25 protein-coding genes and 3 pseudogenes are annotated in these 24387 nt (G+C 71.1%); 15 read left to right on the top strand and 13 right to left on the bottom strand.

Annotation, left to right across the window (positions count from 1 at the left end):
- The first annotated feature begins 15 nt into the window (after nt 1-15).
- Nucleotides 16-771 carry an ABC transporter permease gene (locus ABD52_RS16710; RefSeq protein ID WP_013284036.1) on the top strand — a complete coding sequence of 252 codons (756 nt, stop codon included), beginning with the start codon at nt 16-18 and terminating at the stop codon, nt 769-771.
- Nucleotides 772-834: 63 nt separating this feature from the next.
- Complete coding sequence (locus tag ABD52_RS16705) at nt 835-2295, top strand: sugar MFS transporter (protein ID WP_047892421.1); 1461 nt, start codon at nt 835-837, stop codon at nt 2293-2295.
- A gap of 118 nt (nt 2296-2413) precedes the next feature.
- Here ABD52_RS16705 and ABD52_RS41425 read toward each other — a convergent pair whose 3' ends face one another.
- The 5 genes from ABD52_RS41425 to ABD52_RS16690 are packed head-to-tail and all read right to left on the bottom strand — an operon-like array spanning nt 2414 to nt 5143.
- On the bottom strand, nt 2414-2548 hold the full coding sequence (locus tag ABD52_RS41425; protein ID WP_255352853.1) for a hypothetical protein: 135 nt from the start codon (nt 2546-2548) through the stop codon (nt 2414-2416).
- 25 nt (nt 2549-2573) lie between these two features.
- Nucleotides 2574-2708, bottom strand: coding sequence for a hypothetical protein (locus ABD52_RS41420; RefSeq protein ID WP_255352852.1), 135 nt, complete (start codon nt 2706-2708; stop codon nt 2574-2576).
- A gap of 25 nt (nt 2709-2733) precedes the next feature.
- Complete coding sequence (locus ABD52_RS16700) at nt 2734-3387, bottom strand: O-methyltransferase (RefSeq protein ID WP_047892420.1); 654 nt, start codon at nt 3385-3387, stop codon at nt 2734-2736.
- Nucleotides 3388-3396: 9 nt separating this feature from the next.
- Nucleotides 3397-4053 carry a nucleoside triphosphate pyrophosphatase gene (locus ABD52_RS16695; RefSeq protein ID WP_047892419.1) on the bottom strand — a complete coding sequence of 219 codons (657 nt, stop codon included), beginning with the start codon at nt 4051-4053 and terminating at the stop codon, nt 3397-3399.
- A 10-nt stretch (nt 4054-4063) separates the two neighbouring features.
- On the bottom strand, nt 4064-5143 hold the full coding sequence (locus ABD52_RS16690) for a S8 family serine peptidase (protein ID WP_235437483.1): 1080 nt from the start codon (nt 5141-5143) through the stop codon (nt 4064-4066).
- A gap of 855 nt (nt 5144-5998) precedes the next feature.
- Between ABD52_RS16690 and ABD52_RS41670 the strand changes: the two genes are divergently transcribed.
- Nucleotides 5999-6253: a hypothetical protein gene (locus ABD52_RS41670; RefSeq protein ID WP_047892418.1), complete on the top strand. Its 255-nt coding sequence runs from the start codon at nt 5999-6001 to the stop codon at nt 6251-6253.
- Nucleotides 6254-6545: 292 nt separating this feature from the next.
- On the opposite strand, the gene ABD52_RS16680 is transcribed toward ABD52_RS41670, so the two are convergent.
- Both ABD52_RS16680 and ABD52_RS16675 read right to left on the bottom strand, forming a co-directional pair.
- Nucleotides 6546-6998, bottom strand: a complete 453-nt coding sequence (locus ABD52_RS16680) for a hypothetical protein (protein WP_013284042.1) — start codon at nt 6996-6998, stop codon at nt 6546-6548.
- 101 nt (nt 6999-7099) lie between these two features.
- Complete coding sequence (locus tag ABD52_RS16675; protein ID WP_013474005.1) at nt 7100-7312, bottom strand: acyl-CoA carboxylase subunit epsilon; 213 nt, start codon at nt 7310-7312, stop codon at nt 7100-7102.
- Nucleotides 7313-7403: 91 nt separating this feature from the next.
- On the opposite strand from ABD52_RS16675, the gene ABD52_RS16670 reads away from it, so the two are divergent.
- Both ABD52_RS16670 and ABD52_RS16665 read left to right on the top strand, forming a co-directional pair.
- Nucleotides 7404-9389, top strand: a complete 1986-nt coding sequence (locus ABD52_RS16670) for a serine/threonine-protein kinase (RefSeq protein ID WP_047892417.1) — start codon at nt 7404-7406, stop codon at nt 9387-9389.
- Nucleotides 9390-9476: 87 nt separating this feature from the next.
- Nucleotides 9477-9689 (top strand): hypothetical protein, encoded by a 213-nt coding sequence (locus tag ABD52_RS16665; RefSeq protein ID WP_013284045.1) that lies wholly within the window; start codon nt 9477-9479, stop codon nt 9687-9689.
- Between the two features lie 64 nt (nt 9690-9753).
- Here ABD52_RS16665 and ABD52_RS16660 read toward each other — a convergent pair whose 3' ends face one another.
- Entirely contained in the window at nt 9754-10506 is a 753-nt protein-coding gene (locus tag ABD52_RS16660; protein ID WP_013284046.1) for a GH25 family lysozyme, read from the bottom strand.
- 128 nt (nt 10507-10634) lie between these two features.
- Nucleotides 10635-11184 (bottom strand): annotated as a pseudogene (locus tag ABD52_RS16655) (Uma2 family endonuclease).
- A 100-nt stretch (nt 11185-11284) separates the two neighbouring features.
- Here ABD52_RS16655 and ABD52_RS16650 point away from each other — a divergent pair.
- The 4 genes from ABD52_RS16650 (at nt 11285) to ABD52_RS16635 (ending at nt 14573) form a co-directional block, all read left to right on the top strand.
- On the top strand, nt 11285-12028 hold the full coding sequence (locus ABD52_RS16650; protein WP_047892416.1) for a M50 family metallopeptidase: 744 nt from the start codon (nt 11285-11287) through the stop codon (nt 12026-12028).
- Between the two features lie 121 nt (nt 12029-12149).
- A complete protein-coding gene (locus tag ABD52_RS16645; RefSeq protein ID WP_047892415.1) occupies nt 12150-13133 on the top strand; it encodes a ketopantoate reductase family protein in 984 nt (327 codons plus the stop codon).
- A gap of 59 nt (nt 13134-13192) precedes the next feature.
- Nucleotides 13193-13696: a SigE family RNA polymerase sigma factor gene (locus ABD52_RS16640; RefSeq protein WP_013284050.1), complete on the top strand. Its 504-nt coding sequence runs from the start codon at nt 13193-13195 to the stop codon at nt 13694-13696.
- A complete protein-coding gene (locus tag ABD52_RS16635; RefSeq protein ID WP_047892414.1) occupies nt 13689-14573 on the top strand; it encodes a hypothetical protein in 885 nt (294 codons plus the stop codon). Before ABD52_RS16640 ends, ABD52_RS16635 begins: the two co-directional genes overlap by 8 nt.
- 41 nt (nt 14574-14614) lie before the next feature.
- On the opposite strand, the gene ABD52_RS16630 is transcribed toward ABD52_RS16635, so the two are convergent.
- Nucleotides 14615-16198, bottom strand: coding sequence for an acyl-CoA carboxylase subunit beta (locus tag ABD52_RS16630; RefSeq protein ID WP_047892413.1), 1584 nt, complete (start codon nt 16196-16198; stop codon nt 14615-14617).
- Between the two features lie 96 nt (nt 16199-16294).
- Here ABD52_RS16630 and ABD52_RS16625 point away from each other — a divergent pair, with 96 nt between their 5' ends.
- Nucleotides 16295-17167: a biotin--[acetyl-CoA-carboxylase] ligase gene (locus ABD52_RS16625; protein WP_047892412.1), complete on the top strand. Its 873-nt coding sequence runs from the start codon at nt 16295-16297 to the stop codon at nt 17165-17167.
- A gap of 142 nt (nt 17168-17309) precedes the next feature.
- Entirely contained in the window at nt 17310-17879 is a 570-nt protein-coding gene (locus ABD52_RS16620; RefSeq protein WP_013284054.1) for a PH domain-containing protein, read from the top strand.
- A 56-nt stretch (nt 17880-17935) separates the two neighbouring features.
- Here ABD52_RS16620 and ABD52_RS16615 read toward each other — a convergent pair whose 3' ends face one another.
- The 3 genes and pseudogenes from ABD52_RS16615 to ABD52_RS41665 form a co-directional block, all read right to left on the bottom strand.
- Nucleotides 17936-18631 carry a GtrA family protein gene (locus tag ABD52_RS16615; RefSeq protein WP_030270720.1) on the bottom strand — a complete coding sequence of 232 codons (696 nt, stop codon included), beginning with the start codon at nt 18629-18631 and terminating at the stop codon, nt 17936-17938.
- Nucleotides 18632-18693: 62 nt separating this feature from the next.
- The gene (locus ABD52_RS16610) at nt 18694-19230 is read right to left on the bottom strand and encodes a GtrA family protein (RefSeq protein WP_013284056.1); all 537 of its coding nucleotides are present in this window, start codon (nt 19228-19230) and stop codon (nt 18694-18696) included.
- A 260-nt stretch (nt 19231-19490) separates the two neighbouring features.
- Nucleotides 19491-19586, bottom strand: a pseudogene (locus tag ABD52_RS41665) (GtrA family protein); the annotation flags it as partial.
- 135 nt (nt 19587-19721) lie between these two features.
- On the opposite strand from ABD52_RS41665, the gene ABD52_RS16605 reads away from it, so the two are divergent.
- The 4 genes and pseudogenes from ABD52_RS16605 to ABD52_RS16590 form a co-directional block, all read left to right on the top strand.
- On the top strand, nt 19722-21563 hold the full coding sequence (locus ABD52_RS16605; protein ID WP_013284057.1) for a phosphoenolpyruvate carboxykinase (GTP): 1842 nt from the start codon (nt 19722-19724) through the stop codon (nt 21561-21563).
- A gap of 40 nt (nt 21564-21603) precedes the next feature.
- Nucleotides 21604-22461, top strand: coding sequence for a hypothetical protein (locus ABD52_RS16600; protein WP_047892411.1), 858 nt, complete (start codon nt 21604-21606; stop codon nt 22459-22461).
- Nucleotides 22462-22527: 66 nt separating this feature from the next.
- Nucleotides 22528-23613: pseudogene (locus tag ABD52_RS16595) on the top strand (FAD-dependent monooxygenase); the annotation flags it as partial.
- Between the two features lie 31 nt (nt 23614-23644).
- A partial coding sequence (locus ABD52_RS16590) for an isoprenyl transferase (RefSeq protein ID WP_047892429.1) occupies nt 23645-24387 on the top strand: 743 nt, incomplete at its 3' end.

Below are 24387 nucleotides of genomic sequence, written 5' to 3'. Positions count from 1 at the left end.
TCCGGAGAAGCTGTCATGAAACTCGCCCGCGACACCTGGCTGATCTTCCAGCGCCAGACGCAACTGCTGCTGCGCAACCCGGTATGGATCTTCGTCGGCGTCTTCCAGCCGGTGATGTACCTGCTTCTGTTCGCCCCGCTGCTCAAGCCGGCGCTGAACGCGCCCACCCAGGCCGCCGCGTACAAGATCTTCGTGCCCGGCCTGCTCGTGCTGCTGGCCATCTTCGGCGGCCTGTTCCAGGGGTTCGGCCTGATCGCCGAGCTGCGCGCCGGCGTGATCGAGCGCTCCCGGGTCACCCCGGTCAGCCGGCTCGCCCTGCTGCTCGGCCGCTCGCTGCGCGACGTCGTCTCGCTGATCGCGCAGGCGATCATCATCACGCTGCTGGCGCTCGCGTTCGACCTGCGCGTGTTCATCGGCAACCTGCTCCTGGCGTACCTGATGCTCGCCCTCATCGCGCTGATGACCTCGGCCGTCTCCTACGGCATCGCGCTCAAGGTCAAGAGCGAGGACGCGCTCGCCCCACTGATGAACACAGTCGCGCAGCCGGTGCTGCTGCTCTCCGGCATCCTGCTGCCGCTCACCTTCGCCCCCGGCTGGCTCCAGGGCGTGGCCAAGTGGAACCCGTTCTCCTGGGCGGTCGAGGGCACCCGTGCGCTGTTCAACGGCGACCTCGGCAACGACCGCGTCTGGCAGGGCCTCGGCATCATCGCGGTGCTCGCCGCCGCAGGCGTGTTCTGGGCCGCCCGCCAGTTCGCCCGCAGCGTCCGCTGAGCAGGGGAGACCTACCTCTCAGCAGGGGCGGGGCACCGGCCGGGCGCGCGTAGCGTAAGGCCGGTGCCCCGCCTCACCCGTGACCGGATCACCTGGCTGACCTACGCCCAGCTCGGTCTGTGGGGCTTCTTCCTCTACGGGTTCGGCCCGGTCGTACCCCTGCTCCGCGACGAACAGGGCACCAGCGCCGCCGTCGCCGGCCTGCACAGCACCGGCATCGCGGTGGGCGCGCTCGCCGGCGGCGCGCTGTTCGCCCCGGTCGCCCGCCGCCTCGGCCGCGGCCCCGCCATCTGGCTCGGCCTCGCCGGTGTCGCCGCCGGAGTCACCGCGCTCGGCCTGCTCCGTCCGCTGCCGGCCACGCTCGCCTCCGTCGCGGTCATCGCCACCTTCGGCATGATGGTCGTCAGCGGCGTCAGCGTGGTGCTCACCGCCCGGCACGGACCTGCCGCCCCCGCCGCGCTCACCGAGGCCAACGCGGCCTGCGCCGGCATGGGCATCCTGGCGCCGCTGACCATCGGCGCCACCGTCGACGCCGGTCTCGGCTGGCGACCGCTGATGGCCGTCGAGGTCGGGCTGATCACGCTCGTCGCGCTCGCCGCCCTGACCTTCCGGGTACGCGGGCCGAAAACCGCCCCCGCTGACGCGGCTGCCGGCATGCCCGTCCCCGTGGCCGCCTCCACCCGGGTCTCCGCCGTCCCCGCTCCCGGGGTTTCCGAGGCCGTCGTGCCTGCTCCCGTCGTCCCCGCTCCCGTCGTCCCCGCTCCCGTGGTGCCTGCTTCGGTCGTCCCCGCTCCTGCCGTCCCGGCTTCGGTCGTTCCCGCTCCTGCCGTGCCCGCTTTGGTTGTTCCCGCCTCCGGTGCCGTCGAGGCCGTCGCCACCGATTCCTCCGTCCGGGCCTCGGCCGTTCCCGCCTCCGGGGAGCCCGTTTCCTCCTTCGGCTCCGGTGCGGCGGGGCGGCTGCCGCGGGCGTACTGGATCGCCTGGGTTCTGATGTCCGTCACCGGGTCGATCGAGGTCTGCCTGTCGTTGTGGACCGCCGACGTGCTGCGGACCCATGCCGGGCTGAGCGCGGGCGGGGCGTCGGCGGCGGTCGCTGCGATCGTCTGCGGCATGTTCGCCGGCCGGCTCGCCGGTGGCCGGGCCGCGTTGCGCTGGGCGCCGGTGCCGCTGCTGCTCGGCGCGCTCACCGTCTCGATGGCCGGGTTCGCGCTGTTCTGGGGCAGCACCGTCGGCTGGCTCGCGGTCACCGGGCTGGTCGTGCTCGGGCTCGGCAACGCGCTGCACTACCCGTTGGCGATCTCGATCGCGCTGGCCGTCGCCGGTCCGGCCGCGGACAAGGCGGCGGGCTGGTCCGCGTACTCGATGGGTGTGGGTTTCGGGATCGCGCCGGTGGCGCTCGGATGGGTGGCCGACGGCGTCGGCCCGCACCCGGCGTTCCTGCTGCTGCCCGCGTTCATCGCAGTGGCGGTGCTGCTGACCGTACGGCTGGGCCGTGCCCTTCCCGCGCCGGTCCGCGCGGCTTGATCGACTCCACCTCGGCGAGGTGGCGGCTTCGGCGCTCAGGGATGCCGCCATTTCGGCGAGGTGGCGGTATCCGGTGCTCAGGGATGCCGCCATTTCGGGGAGGTTGTGTTCGGTCGGCTCAGCGCGTCCGGGCGAGTGTGAGGTCGTCGGCGGTGGGTGTCATGGCCGCCGTGCGTTGCCGGCTTGGTGCGGGTGGCTTGATCGACTCCATGTCGGCGAGGTGGCGGTATCCGGTGCTCAGGGATGCCGCCATTTCGGGGAGGTTGTGTTCGGCTGGCTCAGCGCGTCCGGGCGAGTGTGAGGTCGTCGGCGGTGGGTGTCATGGCCGCCGTGCGCTGCCTGTTTGGTGCGGGTGGCTTGATCGACTCCATGTCGGCGAGGTGGCGGTATCCGGTGCTCAGGGATGCCGCCATTTCGGGGAGGTTGTGTTCGGCTGGCTCAGAGCACCCGGGCGAGTGTGACCCCGTCGGCGATCGGCAGCATGACCGCCTCGACGCGGACGTCCGCGATCACCGCGTCGTTGAACGCGGCGATCGCCCGGTCGTCGGCGTTGCGCGGGGCGAGCACCCGGCCGTCGCGCAGCGTGTTGTCGACGGCGATCACCGCGCCGGAACGCATGCGGGGCACCAGCTCGTCCCAGTAGATCGGGTAGCCGACCTTGTCCGCGTCGATGAACGCGAAGTCCAGGTAACGCTCGCGGGGCAGTTCGCGCAGCGTCTCCGCGGCCGGGCCGATGCGCAGCTCGATGCGGTCCTGCACACCGGCGCGCTGCCAGTAGCGCCGGGCCACGCCCGTGTACTCCTCAGAGATGTCGAAGCAGGTCAACCGGCCGTCCTCGGCCAGCCCTCGGGCGATCGCCAGCGAGGAGAGGCCGGTGAACGTGCCGACCTCGACCGCCTGCCGTACGCCGAGCAGCCGGGTCAGGAACGTCAGGAACGCGGCCTGTTCGGGCGCGACCTGCATGACCGCCTCGGCGGGCAGGGCCGCCCGGGTCTCCTCGGCCAGCTCTTGGACGATCTCGTCCGGGGCGGACCCGTGGGCCACCAGGTAGGCGTGCAGTTCCGGGGTGAGCGGCAGCGGCTTCGTGGTCATGTCCGGACGTTAGCCGAGATGTTCGATCTCCTGGCCCCCGGGCGCGATCTTCGTCCACAGGTCGACGATGCTCAGCTCCACCTCGGCGAGCAGCCGGCGCAGCAACGGCAGGGACAACCCCACCACCGTGCCCGGGTCACCCTCGATCCCGGTCAGGAACGCCCCGCCCAGCCCGTCGATGGTGAACGCGCCCGCCACGGCCAGCGGCTCGCCAGTCGCCACGTACGCGGCGATCTCGTCGTCGCTGATATCCGCGAAGTGCACGGTGGTCGAGGCGACGGCCTCGGCGCGGGACTCGTGGGTCACGTCGATCAGGCAGTGCCCGGTGTGCAGGACACCGCTGTGCCCGCGCATCCGCTGCCACCGCCGGGTGGCGTCCGCCGCGTCATCGGGCTTGCCGAGGATCTCGCCGTCGAAGGCGAGTACCGAGTCACAGCCGAGGACCAGCGTGCGCTCGTCCGGCGAGGGCCGCAGCCGATCACGTACCGCCTGCGCCTTCAGCCGGGCCAGCTCCAGGCACAGATCCTCGGCCCGATCGCTCACCACCTGCGACTCGTCCACGCCGCTGACCAGCACGTCCGGCTCGATCCCGGCGGCCTGGAGCAACTTGCGGCGGGCGGGAGACTGCGAGGCGAGCACGAGGCGCACCGGTACGGAGGTCGACACCCCGCCGACGCTACCGGCTGACCCTCGGCGGCGGGTCGTCGGCACGTCGGCGGCGCCGCCAGAACAGGTACCCGCCGCCCGCCGCCACCAGCACACCGAGCGTGGCGAGCCCGCGTACGGTCGCGCTGCCGTCGTCGCTCTTGTCGGGTGCTGCCTCCGCTGACGCCGGTGGCGTGACGTTGGAGGACTCGAAGCCGAGCGGGGAAACGTCGGCGGTGAGCGCGGCGACGAGGTCGATCACGCCGTAGCCGTACTGGTCGTCGCGGCCGGGTGGTCCCTTGTCGACGGCGGTGGCGGTCAGCCGGTGGGCGACTTCCTGGGCAGGGAGGTTGGGGTACTTGGAGCGGATGAGAGCAGCAGCCCCGGCAACGATCGCAGTCGCATCCGACGTGCCGGTGCTCCGGCGGTATCGACCGGCGAGGCTTGTGGTGTAAATGTCGACTGCAGGTGCGAGGATATCTACATCCGCCCCCGAAACCGAGAATTCGGTCTTGTTGCCCTGCCTATCAACGCCGCCTACGGCGATCACGCCTTGCTCGGATGCCGGATAGCTAATCGATGTTTCGCTTGGGATGTTCCCAACGGCTGCTACTACGACGATGTTCGCTTCAAGTGCGGCCTTTATTGCAGATTCCAGGCGAGGGGTGGGGATGCTGGCCGCAGAGATGCTAATTACATCCACATGTTGAGCTGTTGCATACTCAATGCTGGCCGCCAAATCATCGGGTTGGCCCAGTCCGTTGGTCGGTGTGTCGAAGATTGGGAGAATCTTGGATTTAGGTGCCACTCCGAGCGCGCCGCGAGTGCCTCCCCGCCCATGGGCCGCGATTAGGCCAGCCATGCCGGTGCCGTGGCTATTCGTGTCTCGAAGGCCGTCTCCGCTTCCTCCTGTGATCACGTCTGTTCCTGGAAGTAAGTTCTTCTCTAGGTCCGGGTGAGCCTCTACTCCAGTATCTGGAACTGCTACAACGATCCCCTCGCCCTGGCTAATTTTGTGAGCTTCTGCAGCCTTCAAGAAGCCTAGATGCCACTGGTCGCGTCTCACTCGCTCCGACCCGTCCGAGGCGGGCAGCAAGGCCGATGTCGCCAGGCCAGTGAGTGAGATTGCGAGTGACGCGGCTAAGCTTCGCGCCACCAAAAGCGCGTATGGAATCACCGATTGAAGCCTATGGCAGGCCCTGGATCGATCGGTCCCTCGTCAGGTGGCTCCAATATTGGATTCACGCCGCGTTCGACTTCCCAGGGGTTGTCCGGATCCCAGCGTCGCTCCAAGTCTGTATCCAGACCTTTGCTGTTCTGCCGCCCGTGGGCGGGAGACAGGCCGGGAGCACCGCCGAGAGGGGTCAACCCAGGTGTGCCGATTTGTGGACCTCTCCCCGTGTTCGGTCGAGATCCTGCAGCGCCTGTCGGCGCAGTGCCGGCCGCGCCTCCCCCGATAACTCCACCTAGGGGATTAACGCGCCTAGTAGGGCCGCCCACGCCGGGCTGGCCGAGGGGAACTCCCGGAATCATCCCGTTCGTTCCGGTCGGACGCGGCGGAAGCGGTCGGTTAGTGCTCTTTCCAGCAACTGGATCGTTCCCGAGCGGGCCCAAACTGGTGCCGCGATTGAGTGCCGAGGGAAGGGGGGTACCAGGAGTGCCAGAGGGTGTATTAGGAGTAGCAGGGGATGCGGTTCCAGGCGGCATCGCTTGGACGGGCGTTCCTGGACCCGCATTGCCTAAGATCGGACCACCGCCTATAACGCCGCTTGCAGAAGGGCTGCCTGGATGAACTGGCGGGCTCGTTGCGACGCTCGGTCGACGCCCGTTAATCGGCGTGGGTGGCGTAATCGGGACTGCGACGATAGGAGGGATGATCGGTGCCGGATCTGATCCAAGATACGGATCAGACGAATGTGGGTCGGCCCGTGGCACCGGCCGGACTGGTGCAGGTGGGCGCTGGAGCATGACCTGGGCGTGCTGGAGTTCGCCGCTCAACCCCGTCATCAACCCGCGTGCCCGAACGTTCAACTGCTCCAAGTCGTCGTCCGTCACCGGGGGCCGCTCCGGCAACCGGCTGCCCGCAACCGCCTTCGGGTCCTCGATCGTCGCCTCGTACGCCTGCTTCTGCCGCAGCTTCTTCGCGTACTCCTCGTGCAGCGGCTGCAGCTCGGCCCGCGCGCTGCCGATGGCGCGGGCGGCGGCCGCCAACGCGTCGTAGTTCGCGGCGGCGGCGTCGTGGGTGCGCTGCACGCGGTCGATGAGCTGGTCGAGTTCGGCGATGTACGCCCGCGCGGCGGTGTTGGTCTCCGGCGGCCACGCCTCGGCCAGACCGCGCCGGTATTCCCGAAGGCGGCTCAGGTGGGCCAGGGCGAGGTCGCAGACCTTGCGCCAGCCGGCCACCTGCTTCCACTGGCCGGCGGTGTCCTGGTCCTGCACGCACGCCCACATGCTGAGGACGTCCATCAGCCGCCAGTCGGTCAGCCCGGAGGTGCGTCCGCTGCCCCGTTCGATCACGGCAGGATCACCCGGCTCTGTTCGGGGGCGGTGGGGTCGGCCAGTGGCGGCATCGGACGGGCGACGGTGCTCGACGGTCCGGCGAGCGCTCGTTCGACGTCGGCCACTCGGGCGGAGGAGAACGCGTCGGCGTCGCCGTAGTGGGCGGCGATCCGCCCGGCGGCGTCGGCGAGCCGACCGGTCGCCGGTGCGAGATCCCACACGGCGCTCACCGCGGCGGTCTGGGTGTCGTGGTGGGCCTGGAGGAACTGGACCAGCTCGATGAAGGCGTCGGCCGGGTTGGGCACCGGCGCCTTCATGTCGTCGGCGATGTAGGACAGGTGCGGCGAGTAGTTGCGCGTCACCTCGTCCTGGAGGCGGTCGGCGAACTCCCGCATCTGCCGGATGTCTGCCTCGATGCCGCCGTAGCCGCGCAGCCAGCCGGCTGGCTGGTTGTCCTCCGGGATCATCGGAGCCTCCTGCCCGTCACCACACGGTTTCCCTGAGTGAGGTTAATGGCTCGACGCTGATCCCGGCAGCCCCGCCCCGTCGCCGCGGGCGGGAGGTGAGGTCAGCGGGGGAGGCCGGAGGCCCGCCACGCGCCGGGCCCCGCGACGGGCCCGGCCAGGGCGGGGCGTGCGCTGCGCGCCCACTGCGACACGGGGGCCGGCGCGGCGGCCTGGGCCGGGCGGGTGCGCACCACGATCGCGCCGACCAGAGCGGCCAGCTCCTCGGCGGTGGGCACGCCACGGACGATCCGGAACAGCGGCTCCTCGGCAGACATGACCCAAGGGTACGCGTCGCGAATTCGACCTTCGCCGTACAGTGGCGTGCCGACGGTGTGGGCGTCGCAGCGGCCGGGTACGGTTTCTGCGATGTCGAACGCGCTCCCCCAACTCGTCGCCGACCGATACCGGCTTCTCACGCCGCTCGGTCAAGGCGGCATGGGCCGCGTCTGGAAGGCGCGGGACGAGGTGCTGCACCGGGACGTGGCCATCAAGGAACTGGTCCCGCCCCCCGGCCTCACCCCGGAGGAGCGCCGCGAGATGCGCGAGCGCTCGCTGCGTGAGGCGCGGGCGATCGCCCGGCTCAACAACGTCAACGTGGTCCGCATCTTCGACGTGCTGCGCACCGACGGCGATCCGTGGATCGTCATGGAGTACGTGGCGTCGAAGTCGTTGCAGGACACCATCGCCGAGGACGGCCCGGTCTCGGTGGCGAAGGCGGTCGAGATCGGCCTCGGCGTGCTGAACGCGCTGAAGGCCGCGCACAAGGCCGGGATCATGCACCGCGACGTCAAGCCGGGCAACGTGCTGCTCGGCGAGGACGGCCGCGTGGTGCTCACCGACTTCGGGCTGGCCACCATCCCCGGCGACCCGAACGTGACACGCACCGGCATGGTGCTGGGCTCGCCCGCGTACATCTCTCCGGAGCGCGCCCGCGACGGCACTGCCGGCCCGGAGGCCGACCTCTGGTCGCTCGGCGCCACGCTCTACGCGGCGGTCGAGGGCAAGTCGCCGTACGCGCGTCCGTCGGCGATCGCCACGCTCGCCGCGCTCGCCACCGAGCCGATGCCGCCGCCGCGCAACGCCGGGCCGCTCAAGCCGGTGCTCCAGGGCCTGCTGCGCAAGGACCCGGACGAGCGGATCACCGCCGAGGTGGCGGAGCGCATGCTGCGCAAGGCCGCCGGCCGTCGCGCCAAGAGCATCTCGCTGCTGGACGGCGTACGCCGGCCGGGGCCGAACGGTCCGCGCGTGCCGCGCCCGCCGCTGGTGCCCGCGCCGCGCCCGGCCGACCAGGCCGAACGCGCCGCGTCCGGGGTCGCCGCAACCGGGGGTACGGCGGCAGCCGCCGACCCGACGGCGAAGGTGCCGGCGCCCACCTCGGACGCCGGGCCCACCGCGAAGGTGACCCCGCCGCCCGCCGATCCGACGGCGAAGCTCGACCCGGCGCCCTCGGCCGACGAGACGCTTGTGGACGACGAGGCGCGGGTGGACGGCGTCGACCCGGCGCTGGACGAGACGCGACTCGACGGCGAGCCGGTCACCGACACCCCGGCGCCGGTGAGCCCGGCCGCGTCCGGCTCCGCGCCGGTCAGCCCGGCTCCGGCTTCAGCCGATCCCGCGCCGTCGACCGGCCGGGCGACGGTGCTGCCGGTCGAGAAGTCCGCGCCCAACCGGCGCAACCTGCTGATCGGCGCGCTGGTCCTGCTGCTGCTCGTCGGCCTGGTGGTGGCCGTGCCGCTGCTGAACAGCGGTGACGACGGCGACGGCGGTGAGCCGACGGCCGGCACCTCGGCGTCGGCGGCGGCGCCGCCCGCGCCGAGCGAGAGCGCGTCGCCGAGCGCTCCGGCGGCCAGTGCGTCGGCCAGCCCCACGCCGTCGGCCAGCCCGTCGGCGTCCGGGGCCGCGTTGCCGGCCGGCTGGCGCCTCTACACCGGCCCGAACGGCTTCAAGGTGCCGATCCCGGAGAACTTCCAGGCGCGGGTCGGCGGGGACAACGTCGTGCTCTACGAGGTCGGCGGCAGCCGGCGGGTGCTGTTCATCCAGTGGACGTCCGATCCGAAGCCCGACGCGTACGCCGACTGGAAGGGCCAGGAGCCGTACCGCGCATCGCGTGTGCGGGGCTACAAGCTGGTCGGCATCACCAAGTGCGATCCCTACTTCCGCACCTGCGCCGACTGGGACTGGCTGGAGACGCGCAACGGCGACACCCGCTTCCACGTCCGCAACCGGGGTGTGGCGACCGCCGGCAACCGGGGCTTCGCGTTGCGCTGGGAGGTGCCCGCGAAGGACTGGGACGCCAACCTGGCCAACTGGGAGATCATCACCAAGGGCTTCGTGCCGGACCGCAAGAACTGACCGGGAATCCCGCGGTTACGAAACTCGCTCGCATGGCTTTCCGTCGTCGGGGGTATGAATCCCTCCGACGACGGAAGGAGGCGCGACATGGGTTACCGACGGAGGTACACCGGCCCGCGGCTGGCACTGTGGATGCTCGTGGCGCTCGGCGACGTCGTACTGCTCCTGATCAGCGCCGGCCTGTCCGCGCCGGTTGCGGTCCTCGGCGTGCTGACGCTCACTGTCGCCGGTGTGGCGGCGTGGCGCCTGATGCGCCGGACGCCGGTGCCCGTCCCGGCCACCGCGCGCCGCAGAGCCTGACCTCGGGTACGACGACAGCGGGACCGCCTCGTGACGAGGCGGTCCCATTGCTTTCGCGCGCCGGTCAGGTGTTGTTGGCAAGCGCGATCAGCCGGCTGCGGTCGCCGTTCCAGTAGTTGCGGTCGACGTTGCCGCTGATCCCGGAGACGGAGCCGGTGCTGGTGTACTGCCAGAAGCTCCAGAACGGGGCGCCGGCCGGCAGCGTGCCGGGCGCGCTGGCCCAGCGGGCGAGCCACAGCGGGTGGTTGGCCCACGGGCCGGTCCAGCTGCCGGTGCACTGGTTCCACCAGCTCGTGGTGGTGTAGATGACCGCGTACCGGCCGGTGCGGGAGCGGTAGGTGTTGAGGAAGTCCTGGATCCAGTTGCGCATGCCGGTGGTGCTCAGGCCGTAGCAGTAGCCGCCGCTGTACGGGTTGCCCTCGATGTCCAGCGCGGCGGGAAGCGTACGGCTGTCGGCCGACCAGGCGCCACCGTTGCTGGCCAGGTAGTTGGCCTGGGTGGAACCGGCGGAGATGTTCGGGCGGGCGAAGTGGTACGCCCCGCGGATCACCCCGGCGTTGTACGCGTTGACGTAGTTCGCGTTGAAGTTCGGGTCCTTGTAGCTCGTACCCTCGGTGGCCTTGATGAAGGCGAACTGGATGCCCGAGTTGCGCACGCTGGTCCAGTTGATGCTGCCCTGGTATCGGGAGACGTCGATCCCGGGCGTGGTCGCGGCGGCGGCCGGTCCGGCGGTCGCCACGAGGGCCGCGGCCGCGGTGGCGGCGGCGGCCAGGCCGGCGGCGAGAAGCCGGCGTACGGAGAGTCTGGTACGGGCCATGGTTGCCTCCAGAGGGACGTCCGGTGATTGATGCCCATCTTTGGAGGTTAGTGCCCTAGATCGCAATAGGAAGAAAGGAAATCTTCATCGACGGTCGTCGTTCGCCCAGGTGGCGCGACAGTTGCGGATCAGCGCAGGTCGCTCGGGTCCATCGCCCAGCGGAACGGCTCGGTGACACTGAGCGTCTCACCTGCCTTGGCGACGGCATCCTCGACGTAGTGCGCGCCGTCGAGCCGGTGCAGCCGCAGCGAGTGGCTGTCGCCGTCCTGCTCGACGAGCAGGTACCACGGAATCCGGGCGATCGCGTAGAGCTGCATCTTCAACACCCGGGTCGGCTCCGGAGTTCCGGGGCGAGACGACCTCGCCGACCAGCGCCACACGTTCCGCGTCCAGGATCGCGCCCTCGTCGTCGGCATCTGTGACGACGAGGTCGGGGATCATGATCCGGTCGACGCCGAGCCGAACGTTGACGCCGTGATGGACGCAGAACCCGACCGGCGCGGCCACCGACTCGACGGCGTTCGCCAACCGGCGCACCACCCGCTGATGCCGCAGGTCCGGGGCGGGGCTGACGACCAGTCCTCGGTCGAACAGTTCGACGCGGTGGTGACCGTCGCCCATCGCGAGATAATCGGCCTCGGTCAGCGGGGTCACGGACGCACCAGTTACCGAATCCACCCGACATCATCTCCGTTCCAGTAACTGCCCGGCCAAGTCTGACCGGCTGCGGGAGCACGCCGGTCGAACGACACGGCTCGGGGCGGTAGGCTCCCCGCCCATGCCCCTGATCGACGGTCTCACCACGCTCTGGGACACGCTGACCAGCGCCCAGCCGGACCCGCCGCCGCTGCTCGTGGTGGTCACCGCCGTGGTCGCGCTCGCGGTGGTCGTGGCCCGGCTGCCCTGGCGGATCGCCCGTAACGCGGTGACCATCGCGCACGAGGGCGGCCATGCGCTCGTCGCGTTGCTCACCGGCCGGCGGCTGCACGGCATCCGGCTGCGCTCGGACACCTCCGGGCTCACGCTGTCCGCCGGCCGTCCCACCGGGCCCGGCATGATCCTCACGCTGCTCGCCGGATACGTCGCGCCGTCGCTGCTCGGCCTCGGCGGCGCGTGGCTGCTGGCCGGGAACCGGATCACGCTGCTGCTCTGGCTCGCGGTGGCGCTGCTGCTGGCCATGCTGGTGATGATCCGCAACCTGTTCGGCGTGCTGTCGCTACTTGTCACCGGTGGGGTGGTGCTCGCCGTCTCCTGGTACACCTCGCCCGAGGTGCAGGCCGCGTTCGCCTGGACGTCGGTCTGGTTCCTGCTGATCGGCGGCGTACGGCCGGTGTTCGAGCTGCACCGGCAACGCGCCCGGGGCCGGATGCCGCAGTCCGACGCCGACCAGCTCGCCCGGATCACGCCGTTCCCGGCGCTGTTCTGGGTGGGCGTGTTCCTGCTGGTGAGCGTGGGCGCACTCGCCGCCGGAGCGCTGCTGCTGGCCGGCCCGATCCTCGCCGAATCGGGCCTCACCGCCTGACCGAGCCGAACCGCACAAACGCGCCGAGCCGCACGAACGGGCCGAGCCGCGCCGAGCCGGCCCGCAGCGCGCCGTATCGCGCTGCGGAGCGGGCCGCTACGTGGCAGGGCAGAATCGGACCGTGCGATACGTGATCATCGGAGCGGGCGCGGTCGGCGGCACCATCGGCGTACTCCTGGCCGACGCCGGCCACGACGTGACGCTCGTGGCCCGCGGCGCGCACCTGGGCGCGCTCCGGGAGCGGGGTCTGACGCTGCGCACGCCGGACCGTGACGTGACCGGCCGGCTCCCGGCGGTGGCCGGGCCGGACGGGCCGCCGCTGCCGGCGGACACAGTGCTGGTCCTCACCGTGAAGTCGCAGGACACCGTGTCGGCGCTCGACGTCTGGGCGGACGCCCCGGTCGAGGGTGGCGGGACGGCGGGCGAACGGCTGCCGGTCGTGCTGGCCCAGAACGGCGTCGCGAACGAGCCGGCCGCGCTGCGGCGCTTCGCCCGCGTACACCCGGTGTGCGTGTGGCTGCCCGCCACCCACCTGGAACCGGGCGTGGTGGTCGCCAACGGCCATCCGCATCCGGGCATGCTGCACATCGGCCGCTACCCGAGCGGCGCCGACGACACCAGCCGCGCGGTCGCCGCCGACCTGACCGCCGCCGGGTTCGTCGCGCCGGTGCGCGACGACGTGATGCGCTGGAAGTACGGCAAGCTGCTCGCCAACCTCGGCAACGGCCTCCAGGCGCTGCTCGGCCGGGACGTGCCCGAAGCCCTGCCGAAACGGGTACGCGCCGAGGGCGAGGCGGCGCTCGCGGCCGCGGGCATCGCCCACACCTCGGTCGAGGAGGAGGCCGCGGAACGCGGTGACCTGGTGTCGCACCGGCCGGTGGGCGGCGAGGAGCGCTCCGGCGGCTCCACCTGGCAGAGCCTGGCCCGTGGTGCGGGCTCGGTCGAGACCGATCACCTCAACGGCGAGATCGTGCTGCTCGGGCGACTGCACGGCGTTCCCACCCCGGCCAACGCGGCGGTGCAGACCGCGGTACGCCGGGCGGTCCAGGACCGGATCCCGGCCGGCGGCTTCCCGCTCGGCGAGTTGGAGAAATTGCTCGGCTGAGCGGGCAACCCGCGCCGCGCCGCCAGGCGTGTCCCCTCACGAACACGGGGAGGTGGCAGGTGCCCGACAGCGACGGCTTCGACGAGTTCTACCGGGGCAGCCGGCAGCGGCTGCTCGGCTTCGTCTACGTGCTCACCGGCGACCTCGCCGAGGCGCAGGACGCCGTGCAGGAGGCGTACATCCGGGCCTGGCAGCGGTGGTCCACAGTGCGTGCGTACGACGATCCGGAGGCATGGGTACGTGTGGTGGCGAGCCGGATCGCGGTGAGCCGCTGGCGCAGCCTGCGCAGCCGGGCCCGTGCCTACCTGCGCCATGGCGCGGTGGCGGACGTGCCGGCGCCGAGCACCGAGACGCTGGACGTGGTCGCCGCGCTGCGCCGGCTGCCCGAGGCCCAGCGCACCGCGATCGCCATGCACTACCTGCTCGGCATGCCGGTCGCCGAGGTGGCGCGGGAGACCGAGGCCCCGATCGGCACCGTCAAGGCCCGGCTGTCCCGGGGGCGGACCGCGCTCGCCGGGCTGCTCGCCGTGGTGGACCTGGAAGAGGAGGCGGCAGATGCCTGACGACGTCGCACTCGTGGAGTTGCTGCACCGGGACCTGCGCAACGTCACCTGGCCGGAGCCGGAGGCGATCCGGGCCACGGCCCGGCGGCGCAGCCGGCGCTCCGCCGCGCTCGCCGCGGTCTCGGTGGTGGTCGTCGCGGCGCTCACCGCGACCCTCGTGGACCGGGCCGGTGCGCCGCCACCGCCCGCCGGCGCCGTCGACGGGCCGGGGGAGATCGTGGCCGAGGCGATGCTGGAACCGGCCGACATCCCCGTTCCCACAGGCGAGCGGCTCAGCGAGACCGGCCTCGACGAGCCGGTCCGGGTCGACGACCTCCTCCAGGTCTGCGCCGGGGAACAGGGGCGGCCGGCCGAGGAACCGCGCTCGCGCTACTCGCGGTCGCAGACCCTGATGGAACCGCCGACCGAGCCCGCGACCACCGTCGGATCGGTCCTCACCCAAGAGGTCTACCGGATGGAACCCGGGGCGGCGGGCCGGTTCGTCACCGACCTGGAGGGCACTGTCGTGGCCTGCGGCGCGTGGCGGACGACGGGCCAGGCCTACACCGAGCGGGGGATGGTCAGCGCCGAGGTCGTGCACCGCTGGTACGTCGCGGCGAGCGGCTTCGCCGGAGATCAGGCGCTGCTGCTGCGCCACGAGGTGAGCGTGCCGCCGGACCAGGCGACCGGCCGGCCGCCCGGCTATGCGCCGTTGTACGAGGACCGGCTGGTCGTAAGGGTGGGTGACCTGGTGACGGTGCTGATCCCGTCCGGCCGGCTGCGGACCGACCTGCCCCAGGGCCAGGTGCCCGAGGCCAGGGTGACCGAGGAACAGGTACGGCAGATGGCCCGGGTCGCCGCCGAGCGGATGTGCGTGGCCGCGAACCCGGGTTGCTGACGCCGGTGCCCCGCCGACTCGGTGGCGGGGCACCAGGTCGGCTACAGCGGGATGTTGCCGTGCTTCTTCGGCGGCAGCGTCTCGCGCTTGGTGCGCAGCACCCGCAGCGCCCGCACGATCTGGGTACGCGTCTCGTGCGGCGGGATCACCCCGTCGACGTAGCCGCGCTCGGCCGCGATGTACGGGTTGGCGAGCGTGTCCTCGTACTCGGCGATCTTCTCGGCGCGGACGGCGGCCGGGTCCTCGGCGTTCGCCAGCTCCGAGCGGTAGAGGATGTTCACCGCGCCCTGCGCGCCCATCACCGCGATCTGCGCGGTCGGCCAGGCGAAGTTCAGGTCCGCGCCGAGGTGCTTGGAGCCCATCACGTCGTACGCGCCGCCGTAGGCCTTGCGGGTGATGACTGTGACCTTCGGGACGGTGGCCTCGGCGTACGCGTAGATGAGCTTCGCGCCGCGGCGGATGATGCCGTCCCACTCCTGGCCGGTGCCGGGCAGGAAGCCGGGCACGTCGACGAAGGTGAGCACCGGGACGTTGAACGCGTCGCAGGTGCGCACGAACCGGGCCGCCTTCTCCGACGCGGCGATGTCGAGCGTGCCGGCGAACTGCATCGGCTGGTTCGCCACCACGCCCACCGGGCGCCCCTCGACGCGGCCGAAACCGACCACCATGTTCTGCGCGTACAGCGGCTGCACCTCGAGGAACTCGCCGTCGTCGAGCACGTGCTCGATGACCCCGTGCATGTCGTACGGCTGGTTGGCCGAGTCCGGGATCAGCGTGTCCAGTTCCCGGTCCTCCTCGGTGACGTCGAGGATCGCGGGCGCGTCGAAGACCGGCGGCTCGTCCAGGTTGTTCGACGGCAGGTACGACAGCAGCGCCTTGACGTACTCGATCGCGTCCTCCTCGTCGGTGCCGAGGTAGTGCGCGTTGCCGCTGCGGGTGTTGTGGGTGCGGGCGCCGCCCAGTTCCTCCATGCCGACGTCCTCGCCGGTGACCGTCTTGATCACGTCGGGGCCGGTGATGAACATGTGCGAGGTCTGGTCGACCATGACGGTGAAGTCGGTGACCGCCGGGGAGTAGACGGCGCCGCCCGCGCACGGGCCCATGATGAGCGAGATCTGCGGGATGACGCCGCTGGCCCGGACGTTGCGGAAGAAGATCTCGCCGTAGAGGCCGAGGGAGGTGACGCCCTCCTGGATCCGCGCGCCGCCGGAGTCGTTGATGCCGACGACCGGGCAGCCGATCTTCATGGCGAGGTCCATCAGCTTGACGATCTTCTCGCCGAAGACCTCGCCGAGGGAGCCGCCGAAGACGGTGAAGTCCTGCGAGAAGACGCAGACCTGCCGGCCGTCCACGGTGCCGTAGCCGGTCACCACGCCGTCCCCGTACGGGCGGGTCTTCTCCAGCCCGAAGTTGGTCGAGCGGTGCCGGGCGAACTCGTCCAGCTCGACGAACGAGCCCTCGTCGAGGAGCATCTCGATCCGCTCGCGGGCGGTCTTCTTGCCCCGCGCGTGCTGCTTCTCGACCGCGCGTGCCGACCCGGCGTGCACCGCCTCGTCGAGCCGTCGCTCCAGGTCCGCCAGCTTGCCGGCGGTCGTGTGGATGTTGAACCCGGTCTCGGTAGTCACCCGTGGAATATAACGATGGTTCAGGTGTCTGAGGCTGTGCAGTGCGCCTCACCGCTTCGCGGCGACCGGCGGACCCGGTGGCCGTAGGCTGGCGGGATGCCCGGCTCGCCGTACACCGATCTGGACCGACCGCCGCTGTCGGCGGCCCGGCTGCGGCGCGCGCTCGTCGCGCCGCACGGGCCCTGGCGCCGGTTGGAGTTGCTGGCCGAGACCGGCTCGACGAACGCGGACGTGGTGGCCGCGGCGCGGGCCGGCGAGCCGGAGGGCCTGGTGGTGGTCGCCGAGCGGCAGACCGCCGGCCGCGGCCGCCGGGGCCGCGTCTGGCAGTCGCCGCCGCGCGCCGGTCTCGCGACGAGCGTGCTGCTGCGGCCCGGCGAGGCGGTCGCGGAGCGCGACTGGTCGCCCGTGCCCACCACCGGGTACGGCTGGCTGCCGCTGCTGGCCGGTGTCGCGCTGGCCGAGGCGGTACGGCTGCTGGCCGAGCTGGACGCGCGGCTGAAGTGGCCCAACGACCTGCTGGTGGACGGTGCGAAGTGCGCCGGGGTGCTGGCCGAGGCGGTGCCGGGGGAGAACGACAGGCCGCCGGCGATCGTGGTCGGTGTCGGGCTGAACGTGACGCTGCGCGCCGACGAGCTGCCGGAGAACCCGACCGGGCTGCCCGCCACGTCGCTCCAGCTCGCCGGCGCCACCGCCACCGACCGCGATCCGCTGCTGCGGGCGCTGCTGCGCTCGCTCGCCGACTGGTACGAGCGCTGGCGTGACGCCGGAGGCGACGCGGAGGCCAGTGGGCTGCGTGAGGCGTACCTGGCGGGGTGCGCCACAGTCGGCCGCCAGGTGCGGGTGCTGCTGCCCGACGGCAGCGAGGCGCACGGCACCGCCACCGGCGTGGACGCCGACGGGCAGCTCCTGGTCGAGACGGGCGCCGAGACGTTGCGGCTGGCCGCAGGCGACGTGCTGCACCTGCGGTGAAAGGAAGGGCACCCTCTTAACGCCTCCGGTAGAGGAAGGGCCCCCTGTTAACAACCACGGGTAGCCGTCCGCGCGGCCGATGCCGGCCGGATGCGCCGACCGGTTACGGTCAGCGCGTCCGGTTCTGCGAGGAGGTTCAGCCGTGGCGTTCCCCGAAGACGTGCTCACCGAGGACGAGCACGTCGTGTTGCACCTGCACCCGCACTGGAAGGCCCTGATCCGGCCGGTCCTGGTGCTCGTGCTCGCCGTCGCGGCGGTCGTCGCCGGGTGGCTCCTGCTGCCCGACGGCAGCGGCGGCACGATCGCGCTCTACGCAATCGCGGTGGTCGGCCTGGCGCTGGTGCTGTGGCTGGGTCTGTGGCCGTTCCTGGTCTGGCGCACCACGCACTACCTGTTCACCAACGAGCGGGTGCTGCTCCAGCAGGGGGTGCTGTCGCGTAACCGGCGGGACCTGCCGCTGACCCGGATCAACGACCACGCCATGCACCAGCGTTTCGTGGAGCGGCTGCTCGGCTGCGGCACGCTGACCATCGAGTCGGCGGGTGAGCGCGGCCAGTCGGTGCTGCACGACGTGCCGGGCGTGGACAAGGTTCAGACGAAGCTCTACGAGCTGGTCGAGGCGCACCACGACAAGCACAGCCTGGGTGACGGCGAGATGCGCGAGATCCTGGCCGACATGACCGAGGGCAAGGCCCTGCGCGACCAGCCCTGACGTTGACCGACGGAAAAGGCCGGCACCCCGTGTCAGGGGTGCCGGCCTTTCGTCGTTCAGCGGCGGGCGCGGCGGGGCTCGAGTTCCGCGGCGAGTTCGGCGTCCAGGTCGGTGCCGAGCGCGCCACCCAGTCCGGCGTCCGCGGGTGCGGGGCGGCCACGCGGTGGCGGGAAGTCGGCCACCCGGCCGGCGCCCGGAGCTGGTTCCTCCTCCTCCAGCTCGCTGACCGACTCGGCCAGCTCGGCCACCGGGTCCATCTCGGCGACGTTGTCCCACTCGTCACGCGGCACCGAGTGCCAGGTCTCCTCGGCGTGCTTGGGTACCGGCTGGAAGACGAACGTGCGGTACGACCAGAAGCGGAACAGCGTGGCCAGCAGGACACCGATGGTCTTGGCGACGTTCAGCGCGAGCAGGCCGTGTACGCCGAGGCCGTACTTGGCCAGGGCCAGGACGCCGAGTTCGATGAGCAGACCCGCGCCGTTGAAGAGGAAGAACAGGACGTATTCGCGCCGGAGTGCCGATTTCGGTCGATCACGGTACGTCCAGTGACGATTCATCAGATACGACGTGATCGTGGCGACAATCGTCGCGATCACTGTCGCCTTCAGTTGACCGTCACGGAAAACCGTGAGTGCCAGCGCATTGAACACCGCGTAATTGATGACGGTGTTGATGCCGCCGACGATGCCGAATTTGAGCGCCTCGTGGATGAACTTCTGCCAGCGCTCGGGCAGCAGACGGACTCCAGGCATGCGGAACACCTTAGGCAGTTGGCTGGGCCGGCTGGGCCCGGCGGGTCGGGATGGGCGGTTCGTCACGCCCCGGACTCTCGGTCGTGGCTCGTTGCCGGAACGGGAGGTGTTCCCGCCTCGACGAAGACGAACCGTCGGTACGACCAGAACCGGAAGAGCGTCCCCAGGCCGGTGCCGACGACGAAGCTGGCGATGTTGTCGGCCAGGGGCGTCTGGAACACCGCGGGCCAGATCGCGCCCAGCCCGTAGTGGCTGATCGCCAGGCAGGCCACCGCGATGCCGAGGCCGACCGCGTTGAAGAAGAAGAACAGCGCGTACTCGCGGGCCGGGTTCGACCGCTGCCGGTGCCGCCACGTCCAGAACCGGTTGCCGAGGAAGGCGACGGTCGCGGCGATCACCGTGGAGATGGTCTTCGCGGCCAGCGGTGCCATGTCCCGGCCGCTGGACAGGTAGTTGAAGAGGATGAAGTCCACGACGAAGGCCAGGCCGCCGACGGTGGCGAACTTGCTCAGCTCGTGGATGAGGTGACCGAAACGGTCGAGCAGTGCTCCGATCGGACCCCGGCGGGTCTGCGGAGCCCCCGGTTGGTCTCCGGTCATCGTCGCGGCCACCCGCCGAGAGTACCGGTTGCGCGGTAACCGGGCGGACTGCAACGGCGAGTCGGCCACGACGGCTTCGCCGCGGCCGTCGCGCTCGGGCTGCCTGGGTCGGAGAGGCGTCGCCCGTTCTCGATGTCCGTGAGCAGAGCATAACGCGCTGTGCGAATCTGTGGAGCGCATCACGGAATCGTCTTTCGCGACATGTTCGTACGCTTCAACGCGATCGGGCGTCGCGGGTCACTCGGTGCCGGACCCGGCCGTCGAAGGTTCACCGCAGGATTTGCGTGAAACTGCGCGCGAAAGCGGGTATCAGATCGTGATGCCGCAGCGTGGCCGTACCTTGTGCAGTTCTTCACAACCAGTCCCACTGACTGACGAGGCAGTCCGGTTTACGCTGAGCCCAATCCCAGGTTTCCACGAGGCGGCGTACCAGCCCGCCGGAACTCGTGCACCCCATAGATCGGTCAGCGTCGACCACAAGGAGAAGTGACATGGTTGCTCCGGCTGCTGTTCGGGGTATCGATCAGGCCCCGACGTCCAACCCCAAGCTGCTCGCCTGGGTACGTGAGGTCGCGGAACTGACCACCCCGGACCGTGTGGTCTGGGTGGACGGGTCTGATGAGGAGTGGCGCCGCCTCACCGACGAACTCGTCGAGAACGGCACCCTGATCCGCCTCAATCCCGAGAAGAAGCCCAACTCGTTCTACGCGCGTACCGACCCCACGGACGTCGCCCGGGTGGAGGAGCGCACCTTCATCTGCTCCGTCGACGAGGCGGACGCCGGCCCCACCAACAACTGGATGGCGCCGGCCGAGATGAAGCGGACGATGACGGAGCTGTACCGCGGCAGCATGCGCGGGCGCACCATGTACGTCATCCCGTTCTGCATGGGCCCGGTCGAGGCCGAGAACCCCATGTTCGGCGTGGAGATCACCGACAGCCCGTACGTCGTCGCCTCGATGCGGATCATGACCCGGATGGGGTCGTCGATCCTGGAGGCGATGGGCGACGACGCCGACTTCGTGCACGCGCTGCACTCCATCGGCGCCCCGCTCGCGCCGGGTGCGCAGGACGTGGCGTGGCCGTGCAACGAGACCAAGTACATCTCGCACTTCCCGGAGACCCGGGAGATCTGGTCGTACGGCTCCGGCTACGGCGGCAACTCGCTGCTCGGCAAGAAGTGCTACTCGCTGCGTATCGCCAGCGTGATGGGGCGCGACGAGGGCTGGCTCGCCGAGCACATGCTGATCCTCAAGATCACCTCGCCGGAGGGCAAGGTCTACCACATCGCCGGCGCCTTCCCGTCGGCCTGCGGCAAGACCAACCTCGCCATGCTGGAGCCGACCATCCCGGGCTGGAAGGTCGAGACCATCGGCGACGACATCGCCTGGATGCGGTTCGGCGCGGACGGCCGCCTCTACGCGATCAACCCCGAGTACGGCCTGTTCGGCGTCGCACCCGGCACCGACTGGAAGACCAACGCCAACGCCATGCGGACGCTGGACCGGGGCAACTCCATCTTCACCAACGTGGCGCTCACCGACGACGGCGACATCTGGTGGGAGGGCATGGGTGAGCCGCCGGCGCACCTGATCGACTGGAAGGGCAACGACTGGACGCCGGAGAGCGAGAGCCTCTCCTCGCACGCGAACAGCCGTTTCTGCACGCCGATCACGCAGTGCCCGATCCTGGCCGACGACTACTACGACCCGAACGGCGTGCCGATCGACGCGATCCTGTTCGGTGGCCGCCGCCGGGACACCATCCCGCTGGTCACCGAGGCCCGCGACTGGGTGCACGGCGTCTACATGGGCGCCACGCTCTCCTCGGAGACGACCGCCGCGGCCTCCGGCGCGGTCGGCGTGGTCCGCCGCGACCCGATGGCCATGCTGCCGTTCATCGGTTACAACGCCGGCGACTACTTCCGGCACTGGATCGAGATGGGCAAGGGCGCGGACGGCGACGAGGCCAAGCTGCCCAAGATCTACTACGTGAACTGGTTCCGCAAGGACGCCGAGGGCAACTTCCTCTGGCCGGGCTTCGGCGAGAACTCCCGCGTGCTCAAGTGGGTCATCGAGCGGCTGGAGGGCCGGGCCGAGGCCGTGGAGACGCCGATCGGCATGGTGCCGGCGCAGGACGCGCTCGACGTCGAGGGTCTGGACATGACCCCGGAGGACGTCCGGATCGCGCTGAAGGTCGACGCGGACGAGTGGCGCAACGAGCTGCCGCTGGTCACCGAGTGGTTCGAGAAGTTCGGGGACAAGCTCCCCGGCGTGCTCTGGGCCGAGCTGGACGCGCTGCGTGCCCGGCTCGACGCGGAGCCGCAGAAGTAACAGGTGTGCCTGTTGCCCCCGCCGGGCAACATCGGATGCCATGAGGACGGCCGCTGAACCTGTCGAGGTCCGGCGGCCGTCCGCCGTCCGGGCGCTCACCACGCTGCTCGCCGTGACCGCGGCGGCCACCGTCGTGGTCGAGCTGCTCAACTACTGGTACGCCCCGGAGCAGGAGTTCGGTCTGGCCGTACGCACCGGCTGGGCGATGCTCCGGTCGCTCGGCTTCCTGCTGCTGATCGGGCAGGTGAACAAGGGCCGGGCGGGTGCGCGGCCGTTCGGGCTGATCCTGGCCGTGACCACGATCTTCGCGGTCGGGCGGCTGATCGTGCCCCGGCAGGGGGTGCCCGCGCTGCCGGGCCTGGTCGGGTTCGCCGTGCTCACCGCGCTCTGCGTCGCCGTGGTGGTGCTGCTCTACCGCTCCGAGGCGATCCGCGCGCACCTGGTCCGGCACCGCAAGGGCCTGGTCGTCGAGGGCGGGACGATCGCCTGGCGGGAGATGGCGCCGAAGCGCCCGCAGGCGAACGGCTGGCTGCTCACCGCCCGGGTCGCGGCGTTCACCTACAGCCCGCTGATGCTGGTGCCGGCGCTCGTCGCGACCGGCGCCGTACTGGACGGGCGGCTGGCCGCCGTTCCGGCATTGATCTTCTGGTTCGGCGCCGGGATCGCGGTCAGCTACGCCGTGCTGTTCTGCACCGCCTTCCTGCTGCGCGACCGGGCATGGGCGCGCCGGGCGCTGGTAGTGGTCACACTCGGCGTCCTGGCGATCGACCTGCCGCTGTGCTGGTGGCTGCTCGGCACCGACGGCCTGATCCGCGACGGCGCCCCCCTGGTCACGGCGGCGGCCCTCACCTTCTACTCCCTCCACCGCGCCACCCGCACCCCGCCCTCACTCGGTTGACCATGAAGTTGGCGGCGGATTCGATCTCCTTCGCTGCCGTCAACCTCATGATCGTCGCCCGGGGCGGCGCGGGTGCTGCTGCTCGACCGGTCCGACTTCCCCCGCGACAAGGCGTGCGGAGACGGCATCGCCGCGCACGCGCTGGACGTCCTCGCCGAGCTGGGCGTGACCGGCGCGGTCGACGGCTACGCGCCACTGCCCGCGCTGCGCCTGGTCGGCCCCGGTGGCGGCACCGTCGCCCGGACGCTGCCCCGGCCCGCGTACACGGTGCCCCGCGAGGTGTTCGACGCACGCCTGGTCGCAGCGGCGGTGGCGGCGGGCGCGGAGCTGCGGCGACACACCGTACGCCGGGTGGACATCGGCGCCGAACGGGTGGTGCTCGACGGAGAGCTGTCCGCGCGGGCGGTGGTCGGCGCTGACGGCGCCGGATCGGTGGTACGGCGGGCGCTCGGCCACCCGGTCAACCCGGACCGGCACCTGGCGCTCGCCATCCGGGGCTACGCGCCCACACCGGCCGGGCCGCCCGAACAACTGATCGTGACCTCGGCGGCGCGCTGGCCCGCGTACGCCTGGGCCTTTCCGATCGGCGACGGTCGCGCGAACGTCGGGTACGGGGAGGTGCTGCGCGGCGAACCGCTGACCCGCGCGCACCTGCTGGACCGGATGGCCGCGCTGCTCCCGGACGTCGACGCGGCCACGGTGACCGACCTGCGGGCCCACCACCTGCCGCTGTCCACCCACCGGCCCGCGCCCGGCCGGGGCAGGGTGGTGCTGGCCGGGGACGCGCTGTCGCTGATCAACCCGTTCACCGGCGAGGGCATCTTCTACGCGCTTCGGTCCGGAGCGCTCGCCGGCGCGGCGGCGGCCGGCTCCCCGGCCGAGGCCGCCCGGGTGTACGCCGCCGCGCTGCGCGCCCGGCTCGGCACCCACCTGCGGCACAGCTCGGTGGCCGCGTGGCTGGCCCGTCGGCGCCGGGTGGTCGACGCGGTGGTCGGCGCGGCCCGGCGGGACGAACGCGTCTACCGCACCGTGGTGGAGCTGGGACTCGGCGACGGCCGGCTGGACGCGCGCACCCTGATGGCGATCGGGGCGGACCTGCCGCGACCACGCCGGACCGGCGCACAGTCAGGTGATATGCCACCGAGACACTGATCTCTCCCGCGGGTCGCTACCCTGCAAGGTGATGACTCTGCGGAAACTCCTCTACTCCGTGTACGAGCGCCGGCTGACGGCGAAGCTCGCGGGCAAGCCCGTACCCGCACACGTCGGCGTGATGTGCGACGGCAACCGCAGATGGGCCCGGGAGATGGGCTTCGTCGACCCGAACGACGGCCACCGGATGGGCGCCGAACGGATCAAGGAGCTGCTCCGCTGGTGCGACGCGGCAGGCGTCGGGCACGTCACACTCTGGCTGCTCTCCACCGACAACCTGTCCCGCCCGGCCGCCGAGCTGGACCCGCTGCTCCAGATCATCGAGGACCTCACCACCGAGCTGGCCGAGGAGGGCAACCCCTGGCGGCTGCGGATGGTCGGCGCGCTCGACGTGCTGCCGGCGCAGCACGCCGCCGCGCTCAAGGCCGCCGAGGAACGCACCCGCGACCGCGACGGCGGGGCTCAGGTCAACATCGCAGTCGGGTACGGCGGGCGGCGCGAGATCGCCGACGCGGTCCGCTCGCTGCTGCTGGAGCACGCGGCCAACGGCGGCACGATCGAGGAACTGGCCACCTCGATCAACGTCGACCACATCTCCGAGCACCTCTACACGAAGGGGCTGCCGGACCCGGATCTGATCATCCGGACCAGTGGCGAGCAGCGACTCTCCGGCTTCATGCTCTGGCAGAGCGCGCACTCGGAGTTCTACTTCTGCGAGCTGAACTGGCCCGACTTCCGCAAGGTCGACTTCCTGCGGGCCCTGCGCTCCTACGC

The sequence above is a fragment of the Micromonospora sp. RV43 genome (assembly GCF_001029515.1).
Taxonomy (GTDB): domain Bacteria; phylum Actinomycetota; class Actinomycetes; order Mycobacteriales; family Micromonosporaceae; genus Micromonospora; species Micromonospora aurantiaca.
Note: the sequence above shows the minus strand (reverse complement) of the source record. Positions and strands in the feature narration are given on the sequence as shown.

Excerpts from the sequence above, each read along its gene's own strand:
- ABD52_RS16710 (WP_013284036.1), top strand. The coding sequence starts at position 16 with ATGAAACTCGCCCGCGACACCTGGCTGATCTTCCAGCGCCAGACGCAA.
- ABD52_RS41425 (WP_255352853.1), bottom strand. The coding sequence starts at position 2,548 with ATGGCGGCATCCCTGAGCACCGGATACCGCCACCTCGCCGACATGGAG.
- ABD52_RS41420 (WP_255352852.1), bottom strand. The coding sequence starts at position 2,708 with ATGGCGGCATCCCTGAGCACCGGATACCGCCACCTCGCCGACATGGAG.
- ABD52_RS16700 (WP_047892420.1), bottom strand. The coding sequence starts at position 3,387 with ATGACCACGAAGCCGCTGCCGCTCACCCCGGAACTGCACGCCTACCTG.
- ABD52_RS41670 (WP_047892418.1), top strand. The coding sequence starts at position 5,999 with ATGACCTGGGCGTGCTGGAGTTCGCCGCTCAACCCCGTCATCAACCCG.
- ABD52_RS16680 (WP_013284042.1), bottom strand. The coding sequence starts at position 6,998 with ATGATCCCGGAGGACAACCAGCCAGCCGGCTGGCTGCGCGGCTACGGC.
- ABD52_RS16675 (WP_013474005.1), bottom strand. The coding sequence starts at position 7,312 with ATGTCTGCCGAGGAGCCGCTGTTCCGGATCGTCCGTGGCGTGCCCACC.
- ABD52_RS16670 (WP_047892417.1), top strand. The coding sequence starts at position 7,404 with ATGTCGAACGCGCTCCCCCAACTCGTCGCCGACCGATACCGGCTTCTC.
- ABD52_RS16665 (WP_013284045.1), top strand. The coding sequence starts at position 9,477 with ATGGGTTACCGACGGAGGTACACCGGCCCGCGGCTGGCACTGTGGATG.
- ABD52_RS16660 (WP_013284046.1), bottom strand. The coding sequence starts at position 10,506 with ATGGCCCGTACCAGACTCTCCGTACGCCGGCTTCTCGCCGCCGGCCTG.
- ABD52_RS16650 (WP_047892416.1), top strand. The coding sequence starts at position 11,285 with ATGCCCCTGATCGACGGTCTCACCACGCTCTGGGACACGCTGACCAGC.
- ABD52_RS16635 (WP_047892414.1), top strand. The coding sequence starts at position 13,689 with ATGCCTGACGACGTCGCACTCGTGGAGTTGCTGCACCGGGACCTGCGC.
- ABD52_RS16625 (WP_047892412.1), top strand. The coding sequence starts at position 16,295 with ATGCCCGGCTCGCCGTACACCGATCTGGACCGACCGCCGCTGTCGGCG.
- ABD52_RS16615 (WP_030270720.1), bottom strand. The coding sequence starts at position 18,631 with ATGCCTGGAGTCCGTCTGCTGCCCGAGCGCTGGCAGAAGTTCATCCAC.
- ABD52_RS16610 (WP_013284056.1), bottom strand. The coding sequence starts at position 19,230 with ATGACCGGAGACCAACCGGGGGCTCCGCAGACCCGCCGGGGTCCGATC.
- ABD52_RS16605 (WP_013284057.1), top strand. The coding sequence starts at position 19,722 with ATGGTTGCTCCGGCTGCTGTTCGGGGTATCGATCAGGCCCCGACGTCC.
- ABD52_RS16600 (WP_047892411.1), top strand. The coding sequence starts at position 21,604 with ATGAGGACGGCCGCTGAACCTGTCGAGGTCCGGCGGCCGTCCGCCGTC.